Raw genomic sequence first — 20,287 nt, 5'->3', positions numbered from 1 at the left:
GTGGCCGCCGTCACGGCGCTTGCGGGTAAAATCCTGCCCCTGCCCACCGAAATCGGGCAGGCCCGCAGAACCCGATGGAACCCGCCATGACCGATGCTTCGCCCGCCGCTTTTCCCGACGACTCCCTCGAACCGACCGAAGACGACGTGATCCAGGATCCGCGCCTGTGGCGCAAGGACGGCTGGACGGCGCGCGTGATCAAGAACGAAGACGACGACGGCTGGGCTGTCGCGATGATCAAGGACGGCGAGCCCGAGCCCGCGCTGGTCGGCCCGTGGACGATGGGGCGCGACAAGAAGAATCCGAAGCCGCTTGATACCTCGGCGTTTAATACGCTCGTGAAGACCGCTTCGGAAGTGTTGCGCCGCCATGAGCAGCAGTTGCACGCACTGCTGCACAAGCGCATCGGCCTGCAAACCGGCGATGGCGATATCGATGTCACGCTCGACATCGTGCCCGACGAGTACGAACCCTACGCCGTGCTCACGGCGCTCGACACGTTCGGCGAGCAGATCGCGCAGGTGCGTGTCGCGCCCAACTTCAAGCTGACCAAGGCGCGCGCCGAGTCGTGGGCCGAGGGCGGATTTGGGCGCATCGAATAACGCGCCCTGAGGTCGGGCCGCTTAATGCCGACTAATCCTGCTGACAGAAGATGGCGGTCAGCAGCGGCCCGGCATGATGCACGATAGCCGTATTGCCAACTGCGTCCAGCGCTGCCTGAACCTTGGCTGTCGTGCCCACCACCACCGCGCCATAGGCCGAACGGGCAATCGGTTTGCCGTCGCCTTTCTTGAACAGTGGGTCGTCCTGCTGGAACGCCACAATCGCAAACACACTGTAGCCGTAGGCCGTCAGATGCTCGCCGTGCGCGGGCCAGAAGGCGTTGATCGAATTCTTCTCGACGCGCATGGGCTTGTCGTCGATCAGCTTCTGGTCGATCAGGCCGGACACGAAATCATGCGCCGACTCCTTGCAGGTCAGCGCATCGTCGAGCGCGGCGGCGTGGCCGGTGAGCGGCACAAATGGCAGCACCGCAAGCAGCAGGGCAGCGAGGGAAAGACGTTTCATCGGAATTCTGGCGATTAAGCATGGCGCCGATGCAGCCCTTTTACATTCTGGCGGGGCCGGCGCGAAGGGATGCACACTGTACGCGGGTTTGCGCAAGCGTGCTTGCGTAGCCGCATCGGGCTTGTCCGCCTCGATGCAGGCAAACGTTCGCCCATTCTGGAACGGACAATCCAGCGACATCGCGCTGCCGACGGTTTCGCTGTCGGTCTCCTGGCGGTAAAATTGATGCATTCTGAATGAAAATCGCTCTCATTCGGTAAATAATGCCGAGTCACGCGAGGCCTGGCTGTAACGCTTCGAAAGCTCGAAGATCGCCCTGAAAGCATGCATCGATGGCGCGGGCGTCCAATTAGAACCAGAAAGTGCAACATGAAAAACACCGCGTTCGCCGCATCGGCCTTTGTGGCCGTCGACGTATTCCTCGTCGCGTACATCGCCATGCTCGTTTACGGATTCAGCATCGCCTCGGGGGCCTGCAAGGCGCTTCAGGCTGACGCCGCCGGCATCGTGGAACTCGCGGATCTCAAGAGCGTCTGCGAGCAGCAGACCGACCCGGTGAGCTGGCTCACGCTGGCATCGGGCAGGCTGCTCCACGGCTAGAACACACGCCGCCGTCGGGGTATTGTGCGTCGCAGCAAAACACCCTTACATTTCTCGCGAAAACGACACACTTCCGGATCGGTGAGTTACACGCAAGTGTGCTAGGCCCGAGAGCATATCGAGACGGCTTACACTATACTTCCGGGTTATGACTGGAAAAGACCAACCTGCGGAAACGCTACCGCGCGCGGTACCGCTGCCGCGCACGTGGGATGCGCGCGCGGCGCGCTGGCTCGTCACGCCTCTCGTGCCGACTCGCGTTACGCCAAATCACCTGACGACCCTGCGCCTGTTGATCGGGCTCGCTGGCGCTTTCTATCTGGCGCGCGGCGATTTCCTGCACGCCAATATTGGCGCATTTCTGATCGTTTTGTCGAATTTTGTCGATCATACCGACGGCGAACTCGCACGAATCAGCGGTAAAACCAGCCGAATCGGGCATTTCTATGACCTCGCAGCGGATGCCGCTACGACGATCCTGTTGTTCCTCGGCATGGGCTATGGCCTGGGCGTCGTTGCAGCCTCCGGCGCGACTGCGGCCGAATGGCGCGTGCCGCCGGCAGTGCTCGGCGGTATCGCGGGCGTGGCCGTCGCGGTAATCTTCTTCCTTCGCATGCGGATCGAGGAAATGGCGGGCAAGGCCGGTACGCAGCAGGCTTTCGTCGGCGGTTTCGAGACGGAAGACGTGCTGTATCTGTTGCCGCTCGTCACGCTCACCGGTATCGCATCGCCGTTCGTCGTGGCCGCGTCCATCGGCGCGCCGTTGTTTGCGGCTTACGTGGTGCTCGATTATTGGCGCGTGACGCGCCGCGCGGCCGGCAAGGAAACCCGTCAGGTTTGGATCAGCAGATGAGTGTGCAAGCAGAAGAAGAACAGGCAGTAATGGCTAATGTGCGTGGCGCAGGCGGCGAAGCCGCTGCGAACGGCACGGCCGACGCCTCGATTGGCCGCGCCCTGGGCGGTCTGGACTCGGCGCGTCTGCGCGACGAGTACGTAAATCAGGGTTCGTTCCTGTATCTCTCCGAATTCCTGCCCGCGGACGCGACGCAGCGGCTCATCGACGCCGCCAACGCGCTGATGCCCGAGGTCAATCGCAATTTCATTCCGGGCCACAAGGCGGGCGGCAGCGTCAGCCGCCACACGATCGATCGCCTCCAGCCGTATATCGCCGAGCTGTACCGCTCGCCGAAGCTGATCGCCTGGCTCGAAAAGATGACCGGCGACAAGCTCCAGCTTTCGCCCGAAGACGATCCGCACGCGTACGCGCTCTATTACTACACGCGCGCGGGCGATCACATCGGCTGGCACTACGACACGTCCTATTACGATGGCCGCCGCTATACGGTGCTGCTGGGCGTGATCGACGACTCGTCGTGCATTCTCGATTACGAACTGCACACGCGCGACCAGAACAAGGCCGACGAACCCGGCGCCGTGCAATATCCGCCGGGCGCGCTCGTGCTGTTCGACGGCGACAAGCTGCGCCACCGCGTCACGGCCAGCCGCGAGGGCGAGGTACGGGTTTCGCTCACGTTCGAATACGTGACCAACCCGAACATGCGCCCGTGGCGGCGTTTCATCTCGAACATGAAAGACGCGATTGCGTACTTCGGCTTCCGCCAGGTGTTCCGCAAGGCGCTGCAGTCCGCGACGGGCGGCGCGCGCAAGACCGGAGAGCGGGTGTGAGTCGTGTCGCCATCCTGCTGCTGTCGATCGGCACAGCACTCTTTATCGCGCTGCTCGCCTGGCAGGGCCTGGGCTCGATAACGAGCACGCTGGCGGCCGCCGGCTGGGGCCTCGCGCTCGTCGCGGCGTTCCACGTCGTGCCGCTCGCGCTCGATGCGGGTGCGATCGCGGTGATGTTCCGCAAAGGCGAGCGTGTCGACCAACGCGACGCGCTGCTCGCGCGCTGGAGCGGCGAATCGGTCAACAGCCTGCTGCCGGCCGGCCAGATCGGCGGCCCGGTGGCGATGGTGCGTCAGCTTGCGCAGCGCGGCATGGCCATGCGCGACGCGGCCGCGGCGATCACCGTGAGCACGACGCTGCAAGCGGTCGCGCAGATCGTCTTCGCCGTGTTCGGCATTGCGCTCTTTTCGGCTTACGCCGCCAACGGCGCGCCGCGCGATCTCGGCCTTGCCGCGATGATCGCCACGGTCGTGCTCGGCGGCATGATTGCCCTGTTTTACGTGGCGCAGCGCCGTGGCCTGTTTGGCCGCCTGCTGCGTATCGCGGCGAAGCTGTTCGGCAAGCGCGACTGGTCGTCGCTTGCCACGCGCGCCGATGCCATCGACGCCGCCGTGACGGAGCTTTACACCGAACGCGGCCGCGCCGCGGCCAGCTTCGTGCTGAGTCTCGCGGGCTGGCTCGTCGGCACGGCGGAAGTGTGGCTCGCGCTGCATTTCCTCGGCCATCCGGTCGGCTGGATCGACGCGCTGCTGCTGGAAAGCATCGGCCAGGCGATCCGCGGTGCGGCGTTTGCCATTCCTGGCTCGCTCGGCGTGCAGGAGGGCGGTTATCTGCTGCTGGCGCCGCTCGTTGGCCTGCCGCCCGAGGCGGCACTCGCGCTCTCGCTCACCAAGCGCGCGCGCGAAATCGTGCTCGGTTTGCCGGGCCTTCTGTATCTGCATTTCAGCGAACGTAGCTGGCAACGCCGTCGCGCTCCGCGCGTCCCCGCTGTCGAAGTCGCCGATTGACCTTTTTCTCCCAAGGAACGTTGCGCATGCGCGCCATCATTCTCGCGGCAGGCCTCGGCCTGCGCCTTCAGCAACGCGCTGGAGAACAGTTTCCGAAATGTCTGCTGCAATTCGAGGGCGTCTCGCTGCTCGAACGCCATCTGCAAATGCTCGAATCGGCGGGCGTCACCGAAGTCGTGCTCGCGCTCGGCTTCCAGCCCGAGCTGGTCGAGGCGGAACTCAAGCGCATTGGCTGGCCGCACAAGGTCGAAGTGGTGCTGAACCCGCGCTTCGATCTGGGTAGCGTGCTGACGGTGCATCGCACCGCCGAGGCGATGACGCGCGGCGGCGACGTGCTGCTGATGGACGCGGACGTGCTTTACGACGAGCGCGTGTTCGCGCCGCTCGTGGCAGGCGAGGCACCGGCCAACCGGCTCCTGATCGACCGCGACTTCGAAGCGGGCGACGAACCCGTGAAGCTGTGCCTGCGCGACGGCGTGCCCGTCGAGCTGCGCAAGCAACTGGCCGTGGGCCTGCAATACGACACGATCGGCGAATCGGTCGGCTTCTTCCGCCTGAATGAAGCGACCGCAATGCGCTTTGCGCAGATCGTCGAAGGCTATGTCGATACGGGCCGCGCGAACCTGCCGCACGAAGAAGCGCTGCGCGACCTGCTGCTCGAACGCGGCGCCGAATTCGAAACGGCCGACGTCACCGGCGCGCCGTGGATCGAAATCGACTTCCCGAACGACGTGACGCGTGCCGCCGAACAGGTGCTGCCGCAACTCACGCCGGTCGCAAGTCGCGTGAAGCAGGTCGCCGAGTAATCGCGCATCGATCCTGCATCGCTGGGTAAAAAAGCCACCTCAACAGGTGGCTTTTTTGTTTGCGTTGCGCCGCTTCATCTGTTGCCGTGTCCCCGCTTTCTGCAACACGGTGCCATAATGGCAGCTTTACGCCATCAGCCGCGCTGATTGTCGTTCCTGCCCATGCCACTAGCCCTCGGCGCTTTCATCGTTCCGCTCATTGTCGCGTGCTCGATGTTCATGGAGAACGTGGACGCGACCGTCATCGTCACTTCGCTGCCCGCGCTGGCCCGCGATCTCGGCCAGGATCCCATCACCCTCAAGCTTGCCGTCACGAGTTATGTGATCGGCCTCGGCGTATTCATTCCGATCTGCGGCTGGGTCGCCGATCGCTTCGGCTCCCGCAACGTGTTCCGCACGGCCATTGGCATTTTCATGACGGGGTCGCTGCTGTGCGCGGCGTCGCGCTCGCTCGAAATGTTCGTGGCCGCGCGCTTCGTGCAGGGCATCGGCGGCGCGATGATGGTGCCGGTCGGGCGCATCATCATTTTCCGTTCGCTGCCGAAATCCGACTTCATTCGCGCGGTCAACTACCTGACCGTGCCCGCGCTGCTCGGGCCCGTCGTGGGGCCGCCGCTCGGCGGGTTCATCACCACGTATCTGCACTGGCGGCTGATTTTCTTCGTCAACATTCCGATTGGCGTGCTCGGCATCTGGCTCGCGAACCGGCATATCGCCAACATGCACGAGGAGCATCCGGGGCCGCTCGACTGGATGGGTTTTCTGCTGTCGGCAGGCGGCGCGTCGCTGTTCATGCTGGGACTGTCGCTTGTTGGCGGCGAGCTGGTTTCCAATACGAAAGCCGTGACGATGTGCGTAACCGGCGCGGTGTTGCTGGCGGCTTACTGGTTCTACGCGCAGCGCGCCGAGCGGCCCGTTCTCGACCTGAAATTTCTGCGCATCCCCAGTTTCAACGCGAGCGTGGCGGGTGGCTCGCTGTTTCGTATCGGACTCGGCGCGGTGCCGTTCCTGTTGCCGCTCGCGCTGCAGGAGGGGCTGGGCATGACGGCGTTTGCATCGGGGGCGATCACCTGTGCCTCGGCGTTCGGCTCGATCTTCATGAAGGCGATTGTGTCGCGCGTGCTGGGGCGCTTCGGCTTTCGTAACACGCTTGTCGTGAACGCAGCGATCGCGGGGGCGGCCATCGCGATCTACGGCGCGTTTTCACCGGGCACGCCCGTGTGGCTCATCTGGTTCATCGTGCTGGCGGGCGGCATCTTTCCTTCGCTGCAATTCACGGGCCTCAATTCGCTGGCTTACGCCGATATCCCGAGCAAGGACATTGGCCGCGCCACCAGCGTGGCGAGCGTGATCCAGCAGGTCTCGCTGGGCCTGGGCGTGACGATCGCGGGGATCGTGCTGCAAGTTTCGCATCGGCTACAAGGCCATTCGACGATCGTGTGGTCGGACTTCTGGCCGGCGTTCCTGGTGGTCGGCCTGTTTTCGGTGGCGTCGATTCCGGTCACCTTGCGGCTGCCCGCCAATGCGGGCGACGAGATCGCGCGCGGACGGCGCGGGTCGGCTTGAACGGAGGCATTCAAGCGCTGCGAGCTATCGGAGGATGGCCGGATCGCAAACGATTTCTGTGCGTGCTATAAGCGTTGGGGCTGGGTCACAAGCCTGGTGAAAGCTGGGCAAGTACGCGTTATACGATGAACCGAATCATGGAGGTCACTCAATGAAGCTGGTCGATAGAACGAAAATTTCCGCTGCCGCTCTCGCACTCGTTTCACTCTCCGCTTTGTCCGCGGGCTTTCTCGAAGCCACGCCGGCCTTCGCCAAGGACACGCAACAACATCCCGCCGTACTGAACGCCTCGGCCGTTGCCGTCGCCGACAAGTACGCCGCCGATGCCGCCGAACAGATCTTCAAGGAAGGTGGCAACGCCGTCGACGCGGCAGTTGCCATCGCCTTCTCGCTCGCCGTGACGTATCCCGAAGCCGGCAATATCGGCGGCGGCGGTTTCATGACGCTCTATGTGAACGGCAAGCCTTATTTCCTCGACTATCGCGAGCGCGCGCCGCTGGCCGCCACGCGCACGATGTACCAGGACGAACAGGGCAACGTGATCGCCGGCAAGAGCCTTTATGGTTACGACGCCGTGGGCGTGCCGGGCACGGTCGAGGGCATGTGGGAAGCGCAGAAACGCTTCGGCAAGCTGTCGTGGAAGCAGGTGCTGCAACCCGCCATCAAATACGCGCGCGACGGCTTTGTCGTCGACGAGCTGCTGGCGAAGCGCCGCGAGGAAGCGTCGAAGGAATTCGACGGCAAGACCAACTTCGACCAGTACTTCGGCAACATGAAGGTGGGCGAGAACTTCAAGCAGCCCGATCTCGCCAGCGTGCTCACGCGCATCGCCAATCAAGGCGCGAAGGACTTCTATGATGGCAAGACGGCCGACCTGATCGCGGCCTCGATGAAGGGCCACGGCCTCATTACGAAGCGCGATCTGCAGGAGTACAAAGCGGTCTGGCGCCAGCCGGTCGAAGCGAAGTGGAACGGCTATGAAGTGATCACCGCGCCGCCCCCGAGCTCGGGCGGCGTGGGCCTGGTGCAACTGCTCAAGATGAAGGCCGATCTTGCGCCGCAGTTCAAGGACGTGCCGCTCAATTCGCCGCAATACATCCACTTGATCGCGGAAATCGAAAAACGCGTGTTCGCGGATCGCGCGCAATACCTGGGCGACCCCGACTTCTACAAGGTGCCGGTCGCGCAGTTGACCGACGACGCCTATATTGCCAAGCGCGCCGCCGAAGTCGATCCCGACAAGCCTTCCGACACCAAGAGCGTGCAGGCGGGCCTTGGCACCTCGATGCCGGAAAAGGCCGAGACCACGCACTTCTCGGTGGTCGACAAATGGGGCAATGCGGTGTCGAACACCTACACGATCAACGGCTACTTTGGTTCGGGCGTGGTGGTGCCGGGCGCGGGCATCGTGCTCAACGACGAGATGGACGACTTCTCCGCAAAGCCGGGCGTGCCGAACATGTTCGGCGTGGTCGGCAGCGACGCGAATGCGATCGCGCCGAAGAAGCGCCCGCTGTCCTCGATGTCGCCGACCATCCTCACGAAGGACGGCAAGGTGTCGCTCGTGATCGGTACGCCGGGTGGCTCGCGCATCTTCACGTCGATCTTCCAGGTCATCAACAACATCTACGACTTCAAGATGCCGTTGAAGGACGCCGTGGGCGCGATGCGTTTCCATCATCAACTGCTGCCGCCCAACACGATCTTCTGGGAGCCGTATGAGCCGATCAACGGCGACCTGGCGAAGGAAGTCGAGGCCAAGGGTTATGTGCTGAAGGGGCAGGACTTCAACGGCGATATCCAGGCAATCCGCATCGATGGCGACACGCCTGAGGCTGCCGCCGATCCGCGCGGCCGCGGCGTGACGCGGGTGGTGCAGTAAGCGGACAAGCATCGCCGGTCAATGCTACCGGTTGCGCGCGCACCTTGTTGCCGATGGGAAATATTTGCCGTACGAGTTTTCCTGAAATTCCTTGGGCATAGGGTGCGCGTGCGCTTCGAGCATGAAAAGTTCGCATGAGATGCGCGTTTGTCCTTTTTAATGAGGATCCCTGTGCCGCATGCATCGCGTAATATGCAATCTCCGGCGACGTGAACACCTAGCCGGCGTGTGTTTGACTGGGCAGCTTCGGCTGCCCATTTTCTTTTCTTCTCCTGATTTTCCCTCGTGTTGCGTGCGCGCACGGCGCCTTGAGTTCGCCGAAACCGCTCGATAAGCTTTAGCGGTTGTGGCGCCCAGCCGCCGCATGTGCACAGGGGCGTTGGCCCCGTTATTGCGCCACCTGGGCTGCCTCGTCACCCGTCAATCGCACTCCAACGCAGAGCACTTGCGCCGCGAATGTATCTGACAAGCCGCGAACTGGCGTTGCTCGCCGACGCTTTCAAGCTGCTCGCCGACCGCACCTTGCCGGAGGATGTGTTGCGGCTCGAAGTGGGTCGGCGCCTGCTCGACTTGCTGCGCGCGGACTTCCTCGGTTCCTATGTTTGGGACGACGCCCAGCGCATGTTCACGAACCGCGTCGCCATCAATATGTCCGCCGACAATCTCGGCGATTACGAGCGCTATTTCCAGTACCGCGATCCACTCACGCCGCGCCTCCAGCATCGGCGAACGGCAGTGCGCGTGACCGATGTGGTCGCGCACGACGAACTTGTGCAGACCGAGCTGTTCAACGACTTTCTGCGGCGCGACGGTCTGCACTGGGGCATGAATCTGTTCGCGTGGGACGGCGACACCAACATCGGCGATCTGCGCATCTGGCGCGGTGCGCACCGCGAGAATTTTTCCGATCACGAACTGGCGATGCTCGACCTGATCAGGCCGGCGTTTGCGGCTGCGTTGGCGCGCTCGCGCAGCGAGGCGGGCCTCGCGAAGGCATTGCCTGCTGGCGCGACGGGAGAACCGGCGGAGGGTGACCCGCTTGCCCGCCTGACGCGGCGCGAGCGCGAAGTCGTGATGCTGGCCGCTGAAGGGCTGCTAGACAAGGAAATCGCCGAGCGGCTCGGGATTTCCTATACGACCGTGCGTACCCATCTCGACCGGTCGTTTCAGAAGCTGGGCATCGGCAATCGTTCGCGGCTCGCGCGGCTGCTGAAATAGCCGGAAGTTGGCGATCGGAAACGTGCGGCTTACTGCGTGGCCTGCATGTCTTCCTGGGCTGCTTCGATCAGGTTCAAAGCGGCCTGTGCGTCGCCGATGCGTTGCACGGCGAGCAGCGCGAAGCGCGCGAGAAAGAGCGGTGCGTTCGCTTCGCCCAGGTTTGTCATGGTCTTGCAGAGCCGCGTGTAGACGGCGTCGAGTTCGCTGTCGGTCATGGTGTTCTCCGGTTTTGTTGGGTGAGCGTGCTCAGGCGTGCAGTGCGCGTTCGAGCGCTTCTCTGGCCTGCTGCGCCAGCTTTGCACCGTTGCCTTGCCAGCGGCCAAGCACGTGGCCGTCGGGGCGCACGAGATAGAGCGTGTGCGCCGTTGCGCCGTACATTGGAAACAGGCGGCCTGTATGATCCCAGCCGCTTCGCCGGGTGGTATCGGCGGGTGCTTGTCGCGCGATCGGCACCAGTGCGATTGGCGTGTCGCAGGAGGTTTCAAGTGCGGCCAGCTCGGGCGTGATGGTGCCGTCTTCGCTGAAATAAAACGCCGTGAAATGCGGGCCGACCAGGTCGGTCACGTGGCCAGCGCGCACGTCGCCGCCATCGACGATGCTGATGGGACACTCCGGTAGCACCGTGCCCGGCGCGGGGCCGTTCGCGAGCGGATCGGAAACCGCGTTGAGCGGCGAGTCCCTGTACGCAATCGCCGAGGTCTGGCGCGGGTTGATCAATGAACGCACGCCGGGATGACGCGCGGCGAGGCTCAGCACCGCCGTGCGCATCAGTTCGAATGCGAACGAGGGCGGCGCCATGAATTCGGTGCTTTTGGTGCCGTAGCTGAGGTTCTCGTGCGCAGCGAATACGCGCTCGTCGGAATAGCTGTCGAGCAGTTGTTCGTTGGCGCGTCCGTTAATGACATACGCGAGTTTCCACGCGAGATTATCGGCGTCGTCGATACCGGAGTTCGCGCCGCGCACGCCGAAGATCGGCACGAGATGCGCCGCGTCGCCCGCGAACAGCACGCGCCCATGACGATAGCGCTCAAGCGTCAGCGCATTGGCCTTGTAAATCGTGATCCAGATGGGCGACCACGCAGCGGTCTCGCCCATCATGTCGAGCAGGCTTTGCACGCGCGGCATTACATTGTCGGGCTTCACAGCGGACTCTGCGTCTTCGCCGTCGCGCAGTTGATAGTCGATGCGCCAGACGTTGTCGGGCTGCTTGTGCACGAGCACCGTCGAGCCGGGATTCGACGCCGGATCGAAATACGCGAGGCGTTCTGTGGGCCGCGCGCTGTCGAGCAGGATATCGACAATCACGTAGCGGCCCTCGTAGCTCGTGCCCGTGAGCTTCAGGCCCAGTGCCTCGCGCACCGTGCTGCGTCCGCCGTCTGCCGCGACGAGCCAGTCCGTTCGCGCTTCATAGTCGCCCGCGGGCGTCGAAAGCCTGAGCGTTGCGCCCTGGGCGTCGTGCTGCACGGCGCTCACTTTGGTGCGCCAACGAATATCGATGAGATCCGCGTGGCGCTCTGCAGCGTCAAGCAGGAATTGCTCGATGTGGTACTGCGCGAGATTGACCATCGGCGGCAGCTTCTGGTTCTCGTCCTGCGGCATCGTGAAGTGCAGGACTTCGTCACGGCGATAGAAGCTGCGCCCGCCAGTCCACGGCAGGCCTTTGGCGAGGAAGCCGTCGAGTGCGCCCAGGCGTTCGATGATTTCCAGGCTGCGTCGCGAGATGCAGATGGCGCGGCTGCCGTGGCATACCGATTCGTCGGCTTCGATCAGCACCGAGCGCACGCCGTGCTTCGCAAGGCCCAGCGCAATGGCGAGCCCGACCGGGCCGCCGCCGACGATCGTGACCGCGTGTCGCTGCGTTTCGCGGCCATCGGCGAGTTCGGGCAGGCGGGCGTCGTACTGCTTCGCCTCGAAGGGATAGGGCTTGAATGTGACGCTCATCGCGCGTTGTCTCCGATCGGAAATTTTTGTTCGCGCGGCGTGGAAGAGGGGAAAGGGGCAAGGGACGCCGCGCGGTGTTGCGACGGAGTATCGCGTGTGAGGAACGTGGCGCTGTCCTCATTTTGGGTACAGCGCGATGGCGGAAGAACGGAGCGGGGCCGCGATTCGCGACTATCGCGACTATCGCGATTCGTTGGCGAGGCAGAGCGCGAAGAGCTGGCGCTGGCTCGAAATGCCCAAACGCTGATAGGCGCGTTTCTGGTAGGTCACGACGCTGCTGGGTTTCACGCCCATGCAGTCGGCGATTTCTGCGGCGCTATGGCCTTCCAGGACGCCGCGCAGCGCATCGAGTTCGCGCTTCGATAATTCGGGGCAAAGGCTGCGCAAGCGCGCGAGCATCAGTTGCGGAATCCCCAACTGGCTTTGGCCGCGCAGCGCGTAATGATGTTTCGTGGCCTCGCCGATCAGGGGCGCGAGCGACTCGACCAGTTCGACTTCGCCGGGCTGGAAATTGCCCGCGTCGCGTTCGCGGTAGAGGTTCACAGAGAGCCAGATATCGGCGGCGGGCTGCATGAGCAGGGAGAGCCGATCGGAAACATTGGGCGTCGCGTAACAGGTCTGGCGGTAGCCATCGTGGGCGATGTCTTCGCTCGATTGCCAGTGCAGCACGAGCGATGAAGCCGCCGTGTCCCTGCTTTCGCCGTCGCCGGTGACGATGCGCTGGTTGCCGTCCAGCGCGTAAAAGAGGCGCGCGTAGGTGTCGGCGACATCGCGCAGGAAGCGGCCGCCGCGATGGTCGGCCACTGAAACCGTGCGCGGCCGGTTGCCGAATTCGTACGCGAACACCGTGCATTGCGATACCGACGTGGCCGGGCCGAGCAGATTCAGCACTTCCGTGGCGAGCGCATTGGCGTTGTCGCCGCCAATTGCGGCGACGAGGCTGGTGACGCGGGCCAGGTCGAATGAGCCGGACGCGCTCGCAGGGCGCGTCCGGTCGAGACGCCAGTAACGCATGTTTCGTAAAGGAAGTCGGCGGAGAACGGTCTTCGAGCGTAGCACCGAACCGGCGCACCGCGTTAGCGCGCGTGGGCAGGGAAAGCACTAGCGGCGTCTGGCAGCATTGATCGATACCCGTTTAGCTGGCGCGGTCTACGGCTAGGCAGCAAGCAAGAATTCGCCCACTTGCGGTAATCTCCGTACTTGCGCCGAAATGGCGCGAATGTTTCCTTTCTTCTCAGGTCGCTTCAAGCCGGAAACCCCGCCATGTGGACTCTCCCCAGCGCCATCCCGCCCGATTTTGGCACCGGGGCGGTATTTCTCAGCGTGCTCGTGACACAACTCGGCGTGCCGGTTCCCGCTGCGCCGGTACTGATCCTGGCGGGCACGATGGCGGCGGGCGGGGAAGCCTCGTATGCGAGCCTGTTGCTGGCGGCGGTGGTCGCGACCCTGTTCGCGGATTCGCTCTGGTTTACGGCGGGCCGCCTGCGCGGGCGGCGCCTGCTCAACGGTCTCGTGCGTTTTTCGCTGTCGCTCGATACGACGATCCGTGTCGCGCGCAACGTGTTCGAACGCCACGGCGCGCCGATTCTCGCGGTGGCGAAGTTCGTGCCAGGGCTGGGGCTGATGTCCGCGCCGCTGCTCGGCACGACATCAATGGACGTGCGCATTTTCCTGCTGTGGGACGCCATCGGCGCAACGCTCTGGGCGGGCACCTGGCTGATCGGCGGGGCGGCGCTGCATACGGAAATCGCGCGTTTTGCGATGTTCGTGCGCGCCAACGGCTGGACTATTTTCGACGTGCTCGCGGTCGCAGGCGTGCTGTTTCTCGCCTGGCGCTGGGTGCGCCGTCTGCAGTTGCGCCATTGGCTCGCCACGCACCGCATTTCGCCCGATCAGCTCGACGACATGATGAAATCCGCGTCGCCGCCGATCGTCTTCGACGCGCGCCCGCAGGCCGTGCGTGAGAAAGAGGCCTATCGCATTCCGGGAGCGCAGCCGCTCAATCTCGATTCGAGCGAGGCCTTGCCCGCCGAGTTGATCGCGCGGCCCATCGTCGTGTATTGCGTGTGCCCGAACGAGGTGACGGCCAAGCGCATCGTCAACCGCCTGCGCGACAAGCACATCTATCACGCGCACGCACTTCGCGGCGGGCTCGATGCGTGGGAGCGGCGCGGTTATCCGGTTGAGCCGCTGTCGTCGGAATTCCACCGCGCGCATGGGCTGGTGGACGAAGAATTCGAGGCCGAAGCCGCGCAGGAATTCACCGTACGCGCGAGCCTGTCGAAGTAAGCGCGTGACCTCGTGCCATGCGACGGAGCATCGTCGCATGGCATCGCCATCAATCCGGCAGTCAGCGCCAATCAGGCGCTATTCACGCTTCACGCACGCTGGCGGCGCGATCCGCCGCCGACATTCTGGCCCGCATCGCGCGCCATCTGTGCATATCCCCACACCGACAGCAGCGTAAGTACGCCCGCGCCCAGGAATGCGAGGCGGAAGTCGTCCAGCGTGAAGACGTGGCCGCTTGTTTCGCCATGGAAACTCGCGGCGACGCGCAACGCCAGTGCACCGAACGCGATGCCCAGGCCATTGGTCATCTGCGCCGCCGCGCTCCAGAGCGTGCTGGCGGCGCTCATCTGCGGCTGCGCGACGTCGGCGTAGGCGAGCGTGGCGAGCGTCGAGAACTGCATCGAGCGCGTGACGCCATAGACGAACACCACGATCAGCACGATGGCGAGGGGCACCTCGGGCGTCAGCAGCCCGCAGGCGATCATCGACAGGCCCGCGATCGTGACGTCGACCATGGCCACGGCGCGAAAGCCCCAGCGTTCGAGAATGCGCGTCGTGAGCGCCTTCATGCCGAGATTGCCCAGCGCGCTCGCAAGCAGCAGCAGCCCCGATTTGAACGCCGACAGCCCGAAGCCGATCTGGAACAGCAGCGGCATCAGGTAAGGCGCCGCGCCGATACCGATGCGCGTGATCGAGCCCGTCACGACCGTCACCGAAAAAGTCGGGATTTTCAGCGTGGAAACATCGACGAGCGGCGTGGGATGGCGTCGTGCATGGACAAAAGCGATTGCGCCGACCAGCACGCCCGCCGCCACGAGCGCCGCCGCGCGCCACGGATTCTCGCCGGGCTGGCTTGCGAGTTCCGCGCCGTAGAGGATGGCCGTGAGCGCTGCGCCGCTCAGCACGAGACCCACGACGTCGAGCGGGCGACGCTGCTCGCCGCGCAGGTTCGGCACGATCGTTGCGATCGCAACGAGCACCGCAAGCCCGAACGGCACGTTGAGCAGGAAGATCCAGCGCCATGACGCATAGGTCGTGATGAACCCGCCCACCGGCGGCCCGACCACGGGCGCGGCGATCGCGGGCCAGGTGATGGTGGAGATGGCCTGCATCAGGCGGCTCTTGTCGGTGCTGCGCACGACGATCATGCGGCCGACCGGCACCATCATTGCGCCGCCCATGCCTTGCAATATCCGCGCCGCGACGAACTCGCCGAGGTTCTGCGAGATGCCGCACAGCACCGATGCGACCGTGAACGTGACCACCGCGCCGAAGAACACGGTGCGCGAGCCGCAGCGGTCGGCGACCCAGCCGCTCGCGGGGATAAAGATGGCGAGCGCCAGCATGTAGGCCGTGACGCCCAGGCTCAGGCTATTGGGCCCGACGCCGAACGAGTGCGCCATCTGCGGCAGCGCCGTGGCGATCACGGTGGTGTCGAGGTACTCCATGAAGAACGTCGCCGCGACGATATAAGGCAGCCAGCCGATGGCGGCCGCACGTGCGGATCCCGGTTGCGCGGTGTCGTTCATCGCGCCGCCTCGGGCGAGGCCGCTTGAACGTGCTTGAAACAGGCGTGAAAAGTCATGGTGCATCGGATCAGAAACAAACGAGGCCACAGTTTCCGATACGAAAGGTGCCTCTGTACAGCCTTCGGCGAATGTCCAGGCGGCTGGAAGATCGCGTCGGCCTCGGGGCAGCCCCGCCAGGACGCGCGTACACTCATCGGCGCTTCTTCAACGCACGATTTGTGGAGGATAGGAAATGGAACACCGTTTTCTGGGCGCATCGGGCTTCAAGGTGCCGGTGCTGAGCTTCGGCACGGGCACGTTCGGGGGCAAGGGCGAATTCTTCGAAGCATGGGGCGCGACCGACGTGGCCGAAGCGAGCCGGCTGATCGACATCTGCCTCGATGCGGGCGTCACGATGTTCGACACCGCGGACATCTATTCGCGCGGCGTGTCCGAGTCGGTGCTCGGTGAGGCGCTCAAGGGGCGTCGCGATAAAGCGATCATCTCGACCAAGGCGACGTTTCGCTTCGACGATGCCGATGCCAATAACGTCGGCTCGTCGCGATTTCATCTGAAGCGCGCCGTTGACGCCGCGCTCAAGCGTCTGCAAACCGACTACATCGACCTGTTTCAATTACACGGTTTCGATGCGAAAACGCCTGCGGAAGAAGTGCTTTCCACGCTCGACGAACTCGTGCGCGCGGGCAAGATTCTCTATACCGGCGTATCGAACTTCTCGGGCTGGCACCTGATGAAGTCGCTCGGCGTGGCCGATCGTTATGGCTATCCGCGCTACGTCGCCAACCAGACCTATTACTCGCTGATCGGGCGCGACTACGAATGGGAGCTCATGCCGCTCGGTCTCGATCAGGGCGTGGGCGCGGTGGTGTGGAGCCCGCTCGGCTGGGGGCGCCTGACCGGCAAGATTCGCCGCGGCCAGCCGCTGCCGCAGACGAGCCGCCTGCACAAGACCGCCGAGCAGGGGCCGCCGGTACCGGACGACTACCTGTTTCGCGTGCTCGACGCCATCGACGAAATCGCCGAAGAAACCGGCAAGACCGTGCCGCAGATCGCGCTGAACTGGCTGCTGCAACGGCCGACGGTCGCGACCGTGCTGATCGGCGCGCGCGACGAAGCCCAGCTACGCCAGAACCTGGGCGCGGTGGGCTGGAACCTCACGAAGGAACAGGTCGCGAAGCTCGACGCGGCGAGCGCCGTGCGACCCGTCTATCCCTACTGGCATCAGGAAGGGTTCAGCGAGCGCAATCCGTCGCCAGTCTGACGACGTTGCTGTGCGCCGCGCCGCTTATTCCGATTCGGCGGAACGCAGGATTTCCGCCGCGCCAAGGTGGATCGCCAGCGCGTAGAAGTCGCGCTCGGCGAGATTGGCGGCCTTGGCGATGGCCATGGCGCGGTCGTGGTCGTGCGGGTGCAGCAGCAGTTTGACTTCGATCTTGGCGGGCGGCTTGAGGCTGAATTCCACGGCACATCTCCTTCGGTAATCGGGCGCATTGCCCGTGTCGGGTGCGAAGCCCATTACCGGCCGCCAGTGCGCGCGCGAGCGCGAGCCGTCTGCCGTGGCGCATGCCGCGGCGGGTCGAACGGCGATTGACGAGGAGTGGGCCTGAGTTTCGGGCCGGCCGCGACTAAAACGGCGCGGCGGCGCGATGCGCGTGCCGGCGTTAGCGCGGCGCGGGCGATCGTCCTGCGACTGCAAAAGAAACCAGAGAAACCAGAGAAACAAATGGACTGCGGGTGGTACGGGTCGTACGGATGATGCGGGTGTTCGGTGTCTTGTACGGCGGATACGGCAGGGAAGCACACTGCATGGGTAACCAACCTCCGGAATTATTTTTCTGCTGCGGCTGGGCACCGCATATGGTACGGACGAGAGTATAGCCAGATCGCAGTCTAGGGTAAACACCTATATCGTTACCTGGGCGTCAATTCATTGTTGCGGCAAATGAGAAGGTCGAGCGCCAATACCGGGCGACGCCTGTGCGGCGTGGCCCGGTGCGGTGTGATGCGCTTTGACGCGATGGGGGATGCAGCGAAGACGGGCGGCCAGGCCGCCCGTGGGCGGTTTAGCCCGTGGTTTCCTTGCGCAGGCGCGCGCGCGCCTCGCCGAGCGATTCGAAGCGGCCGTGCGTGTCGTCGAAGATCGACACGGTGCCCTGGCCGATGTCGTACACCCAGCCTTGCAACTGCAACTGGTTTTGCGCCACGCGGGCCGCGACGGCCGGATGAGTGCGCAGATGCGTCAGTTGCAGACGCACGTTTTCTTCCACCAGGGCCTGCACGATCTGGTTTTCGTCCAGGCCGCGCGTCTGCACGACGCTGCGCGCCGCTTCGGCGTTGCGCAGCCAGGCCGTGACCGTAGGCATGCCGGCGGTGGCCGCGCCACCCGACGCCAGGCCCTTCATCGCGCCGCAGTCGGTGTGGCCGCACAGCACGATCTGCTTGACGTTCAGCGCCATCACGGCGAATTCGACGACTGCCGACACGCCGCCCAGCATTTCGCCGTAAGCCGGCACGATATTGCCGATGTTGCGGCAGACGAACAGCTCACCGGGGCGCGCCTGGGTGATCATTTCCGGCGACACGCGCGAGTCGGCGCAGGTGATGAACAGCGTGTGCGGCGCCTGGCTGTGGGCGAGGCTGCGGAACAGATCCTGATTGCCCGGGAACACCTGATGAGTGAACTCGTCCACGCCGTCGAGGAGGTGCAGCAGATCGCAGCCGCACGATTCGGAGTGATCGTCGTGCGAGTGGTTATGGTCTGGCATGGAAGTTTCTCTCTCTATCATGAATCGACACAATCGAATGGCAACAGCGGAAGTTTACGCTGGGCCGCCGTGTTTCGCTTCGGAAACAAGCGGACGGGCGTGCGTTTTTTCCGCGTTTCCGGTTCTCGCCGTGGAGCGCGAACCGGATGCTGCATGTGCATTCGAAGGCGTATTTTCTCACGCGCCCTGCGTTCCCTGCATCACATCAAAAGCTATGTTCCGCATCGGTGCACGCGGGTGCGTGGGCATTTGTCATACGACCGGCCAGTCGGTTGCAGGCGCTTTTGCGCATGGCTCCGACGCCGGGCGGGCAGCATTGTACGCGACGCGGCGATTTATGCGAGCGGGGGTTTCCAGAAGGAAACTGGGCGGCATCGACGGGCTGGCGGGCGGATTTCTCCCGTTCCATCGAATTGATCTGGATGGCGAAATAATAATCGCAATAAAAAAGCCTGCCGCGAGCGTGCGCGACAGGCTTCATTGGCACGGCGCAGCGGATCAGGATTCCATCGCGGGTTGCGCGGTTGCGGCGCGTCGGCGCGGCATGAAGTACCACACGCCTGCGACCACTTGCAGCACGATGAGCGCCGCCCAGACGGCCTGATGCGCCACGACCGGATAGTGGCCGTCGACGGCGCTCCAGTGGCCGAGCGCCGCGCCGACGGCGATTTGCGTGACGAAGATGCCCACAAAGATCACCAGCGTGAAGGTCGTGTTGACGCGGCCGATCAGGCGCGCCGGGAAATACTCGGCGAGCACGGCATAGGTGAGGATGCCGGTACCGCCCAGCGCACCGTAGGCGGCCCACAGCAGCGTGGCGGGCAACGGCACCCGCGCGGCGAGCAGCGCCTGGACCACCACGAACAGCGCCATGGTCACGCCGGAAAAGCGCGCGACGTTGACGCCGCGCCGCTCGAAGGCCCGCGCGAGCGCCCCGAAGCCGATATTGCCGACGATGAACGCGCCGCCCAGCACGGACACCAGCGACGCCGCGCGCGAGGCCACGTCGACGGTGCCTGCGGGCGTCACGTCGCGCAGGAACGCGCCGACCCAGAGCGATTGCATCGCGTAGAACACCGTCTGCGTGAACGCCGAAAACGTCGCCGTCTTCCAGAATGCGTGGCTGCGCAGGATGTGCGCGGTGCCCTTGAACTGCTCAAGCACGCTCGCCTGATGATGGGTGTCGCGCGCGCGCGGCCCGCCGATCCAGATGATGGCGGCGACGGCCGTGGTGAACACGGCCAGGCCGAGGCTGATCGAGCGCCACGGCGCGATCGTCAGCAGCCACGAGAGCGGCGCGCCCACCGCCACGCCGCCAAGGCCGCCTACGGCCATCACAAGGCCGTTGACGAGCGTGAGCTGGGCGACCGGAAAGTGCTGGGCCGTGGCCTTGAACGCGCCGCCCAGGCACACGGAAACGCCCACGCCCACCAGCAGGCGGCCGACCATCATCGCGGCCATGCTGTGCGAAAGCGCGAAGACGAGCGCGCCGGCGGCCGCCACCAGCATGACGCAGGCCGTGACGCGGCGCGGGCCGAAATGGTCGAGCAACACCCCGGCCGGAATCTGTGCCCCCGCGAAGCCGAGGAAGTAGAGGCTCGTGAGCGTGCCGAGATCGGTGGCGGTGAAGCCCATTTCGTGCGTCAGGAACGGCGCGAAGCCGAGGTTGACGCCCCGGAACAGATACGAGACGAAATAGCCGAGCGCGAAGACGGCGAATACGCGCAATCTGAGAGCGGTCATGATGCGGACGGTCGATGGGCGGTCGGGCGGCAAGCGAATCTGCCGGGCAAGGTTTCCAGGCCGGTTTTCCAAACCGGGTTTGCAAACCGGCGCGGCCCGAAAGCGTTTTGAATGGCTGGGACACGATTATTGGCGAAAGCCGGGCATGAGGCCAGCGAGAGATTTCAGCCGCGATTGTGAGTAGAAT

At 64.4% G+C, this 20,287-nt stretch carries 19 protein-coding genes; 11 read left to right on the top strand and 8 right to left on the bottom strand.

The window, feature by feature from the left end:
* The first annotated feature begins 86 nt into the window (after nt 1-86).
* Nucleotides 87-602 (top strand): hypothetical protein, encoded by a 516-nt coding sequence (locus BBA01S_RS04830; protein ID WP_027815445.1) that lies wholly within the window; start codon nt 87-89, stop codon nt 600-602.
* A gap of 31 nt (nt 603-633) precedes the next feature.
* Here the strand turns inward: BBA01S_RS04830 and BBA01S_RS04825 are convergent, their stop codons facing one another.
* A complete protein-coding gene (locus BBA01S_RS04825; RefSeq protein ID WP_322787808.1) occupies nt 634-1,299 on the bottom strand; it encodes a hypothetical protein in 666 nt (221 codons plus the stop codon).
* 138 nt (nt 1,300-1,437) lie between these two features.
* Between BBA01S_RS04825 and BBA01S_RS04820 the strand changes: the two genes are divergently transcribed.
* The 8 genes from BBA01S_RS04820 (at nt 1,438) to BBA01S_RS04785 (ending at nt 9,833) form a co-directional block, all read left to right on the top strand.
* A complete protein-coding gene (locus BBA01S_RS04820) occupies nt 1,438-1,668 on the top strand; it encodes a hypothetical protein (protein WP_027815443.1) in 231 nt (76 codons plus the stop codon).
* A gap of 148 nt (nt 1,669-1,816) precedes the next feature.
* Entirely contained in the window at nt 1,817-2,521 is a 705-nt protein-coding gene (locus tag BBA01S_RS40050; protein WP_042295974.1) for a CDP-alcohol phosphatidyltransferase family protein, read from the top strand.
* On the top strand, nt 2,518-3,354 hold the full coding sequence (locus BBA01S_RS40045; RefSeq protein ID WP_156965867.1) for a HalD/BesD family halogenase: 837 nt from the start codon (nt 2,518-2,520) through the stop codon (nt 3,352-3,354). The genes BBA01S_RS40050 and BBA01S_RS40045 overlap by 4 nt, the downstream gene beginning before the upstream one ends.
* Complete coding sequence (locus tag BBA01S_RS04805; RefSeq protein ID WP_027815442.1) at nt 3,351-4,361, top strand: flippase-like domain-containing protein; 1,011 nt, start codon at nt 3,351-3,353, stop codon at nt 4,359-4,361. Before BBA01S_RS40045 ends, BBA01S_RS04805 begins: the two co-directional genes overlap by 4 nt.
* A gap of 26 nt (nt 4,362-4,387) precedes the next feature.
* Complete coding sequence (locus BBA01S_RS04800) at nt 4,388-5,167, top strand: phosphocholine cytidylyltransferase family protein (protein WP_027815441.1); 780 nt, start codon at nt 4,388-4,390, stop codon at nt 5,165-5,167.
* Nucleotides 5,168-5,329: 162 nt separating this feature from the next.
* Nucleotides 5,330-6,733 (top strand): MFS transporter, encoded by a 1,404-nt coding sequence (locus BBA01S_RS04795; RefSeq protein ID WP_027815440.1) that lies wholly within the window; start codon nt 5,330-5,332, stop codon nt 6,731-6,733.
* 151 nt (nt 6,734-6,884) lie between these two features.
* Nucleotides 6,885-8,615 (top strand): gamma-glutamyltransferase, encoded by a 1,731-nt coding sequence (ggt, locus tag BBA01S_RS04790; RefSeq protein ID WP_027815439.1) that lies wholly within the window; start codon nt 6,885-6,887, stop codon nt 8,613-8,615.
* 456 nt (nt 8,616-9,071) lie between these two features.
* Nucleotides 9,072-9,833 (top strand): helix-turn-helix transcriptional regulator, encoded by a 762-nt coding sequence (locus BBA01S_RS04785; RefSeq protein WP_027815438.1) that lies wholly within the window; start codon nt 9,072-9,074, stop codon nt 9,831-9,833.
* Nucleotides 9,834-9,862: 29 nt separating this feature from the next.
* Here BBA01S_RS04785 and BBA01S_RS04780 read toward each other — a convergent pair whose 3' ends face one another.
* The 3 genes from BBA01S_RS04780 to BBA01S_RS04770 form a co-directional block, all read right to left on the bottom strand.
* Nucleotides 9,863-10,048 carry a hypothetical protein gene (locus BBA01S_RS04780; RefSeq protein ID WP_027815437.1) on the bottom strand — a complete coding sequence of 62 codons (186 nt, stop codon included), beginning with the start codon at nt 10,046-10,048 and terminating at the stop codon, nt 9,863-9,865.
* A gap of 31 nt (nt 10,049-10,079) precedes the next feature.
* Nucleotides 10,080-11,774 (bottom strand): FAD-dependent oxidoreductase, encoded by a 1,695-nt coding sequence (locus BBA01S_RS04775; protein WP_027815436.1) that lies wholly within the window; start codon nt 11,772-11,774, stop codon nt 10,080-10,082.
* Between the two features lie 180 nt (nt 11,775-11,954).
* Entirely contained in the window at nt 11,955-12,788 is an 834-nt protein-coding gene (locus BBA01S_RS04770; protein ID WP_027815435.1) for a helix-turn-helix transcriptional regulator, read from the bottom strand.
* Between the two features lie 249 nt (nt 12,789-13,037).
* Between BBA01S_RS04770 and BBA01S_RS04765 the strand changes: the two genes are divergently transcribed.
* Nucleotides 13,038-14,063, top strand: coding sequence for a VTT domain-containing protein (locus BBA01S_RS04765; protein WP_027815434.1), 1,026 nt, complete (start codon nt 13,038-13,040; stop codon nt 14,061-14,063).
* A gap of 89 nt (nt 14,064-14,152) precedes the next feature.
* Here the strand turns inward: BBA01S_RS04765 and BBA01S_RS04760 are convergent, their stop codons facing one another.
* The gene (locus tag BBA01S_RS04760; protein WP_027815433.1) at nt 14,153-15,592 is read right to left on the bottom strand and encodes a DHA2 family efflux MFS transporter permease subunit; all 1,440 of its coding nucleotides are present in this window, start codon (nt 15,590-15,592) and stop codon (nt 14,153-14,155) included.
* Nucleotides 15,593-15,824: 232 nt separating this feature from the next.
* Between BBA01S_RS04760 and BBA01S_RS04755 the strand changes: the two genes are divergently transcribed.
* Nucleotides 15,825-16,853 carry an aldo/keto reductase gene (locus BBA01S_RS04755; RefSeq protein ID WP_027815432.1) on the top strand — a complete coding sequence of 343 codons (1,029 nt, stop codon included), beginning with the start codon at nt 15,825-15,827 and terminating at the stop codon, nt 16,851-16,853.
* Between the two features lie 24 nt (nt 16,854-16,877).
* Here the strand turns inward: BBA01S_RS04755 and BBA01S_RS46685 are convergent, their stop codons facing one another.
* The 3 genes from BBA01S_RS46685 to BBA01S_RS04740 all read right to left on the bottom strand — a co-directional run bounded on the left by BBA01S_RS46685 (nt 16,878) and on the right by BBA01S_RS04740 (nt 20,100).
* Nucleotides 16,878-17,054: a hypothetical protein gene (locus tag BBA01S_RS46685; RefSeq protein ID WP_156965866.1), complete on the bottom strand. Its 177-nt coding sequence runs from the start codon at nt 17,052-17,054 to the stop codon at nt 16,878-16,880.
* Between the two features lie 601 nt (nt 17,055-17,655).
* Nucleotides 17,656-18,357 carry a carbonic anhydrase gene (locus BBA01S_RS04745; RefSeq protein WP_042295971.1) on the bottom strand — a complete coding sequence of 234 codons (702 nt, stop codon included), beginning with the start codon at nt 18,355-18,357 and terminating at the stop codon, nt 17,656-17,658.
* Between the two features lie 498 nt (nt 18,358-18,855).
* Nucleotides 18,856-20,100 (bottom strand): MFS transporter, encoded by a 1,245-nt coding sequence (locus BBA01S_RS04740; RefSeq protein ID WP_027815429.1) that lies wholly within the window; start codon nt 20,098-20,100, stop codon nt 18,856-18,858.
* Nucleotides 20,101-20,287 lie beyond the last annotated feature (187 nt).

It is taken from the genome of Paraburkholderia bannensis NBRC 103871, from assembly GCF_000685015.1.
GTDB classification, from domain to species: Bacteria; Pseudomonadota; Gammaproteobacteria; order Burkholderiales; family Burkholderiaceae; genus Paraburkholderia; species Paraburkholderia bannensis.
This window is presented reverse-complemented; position numbering and strand designations above follow the sequence as displayed.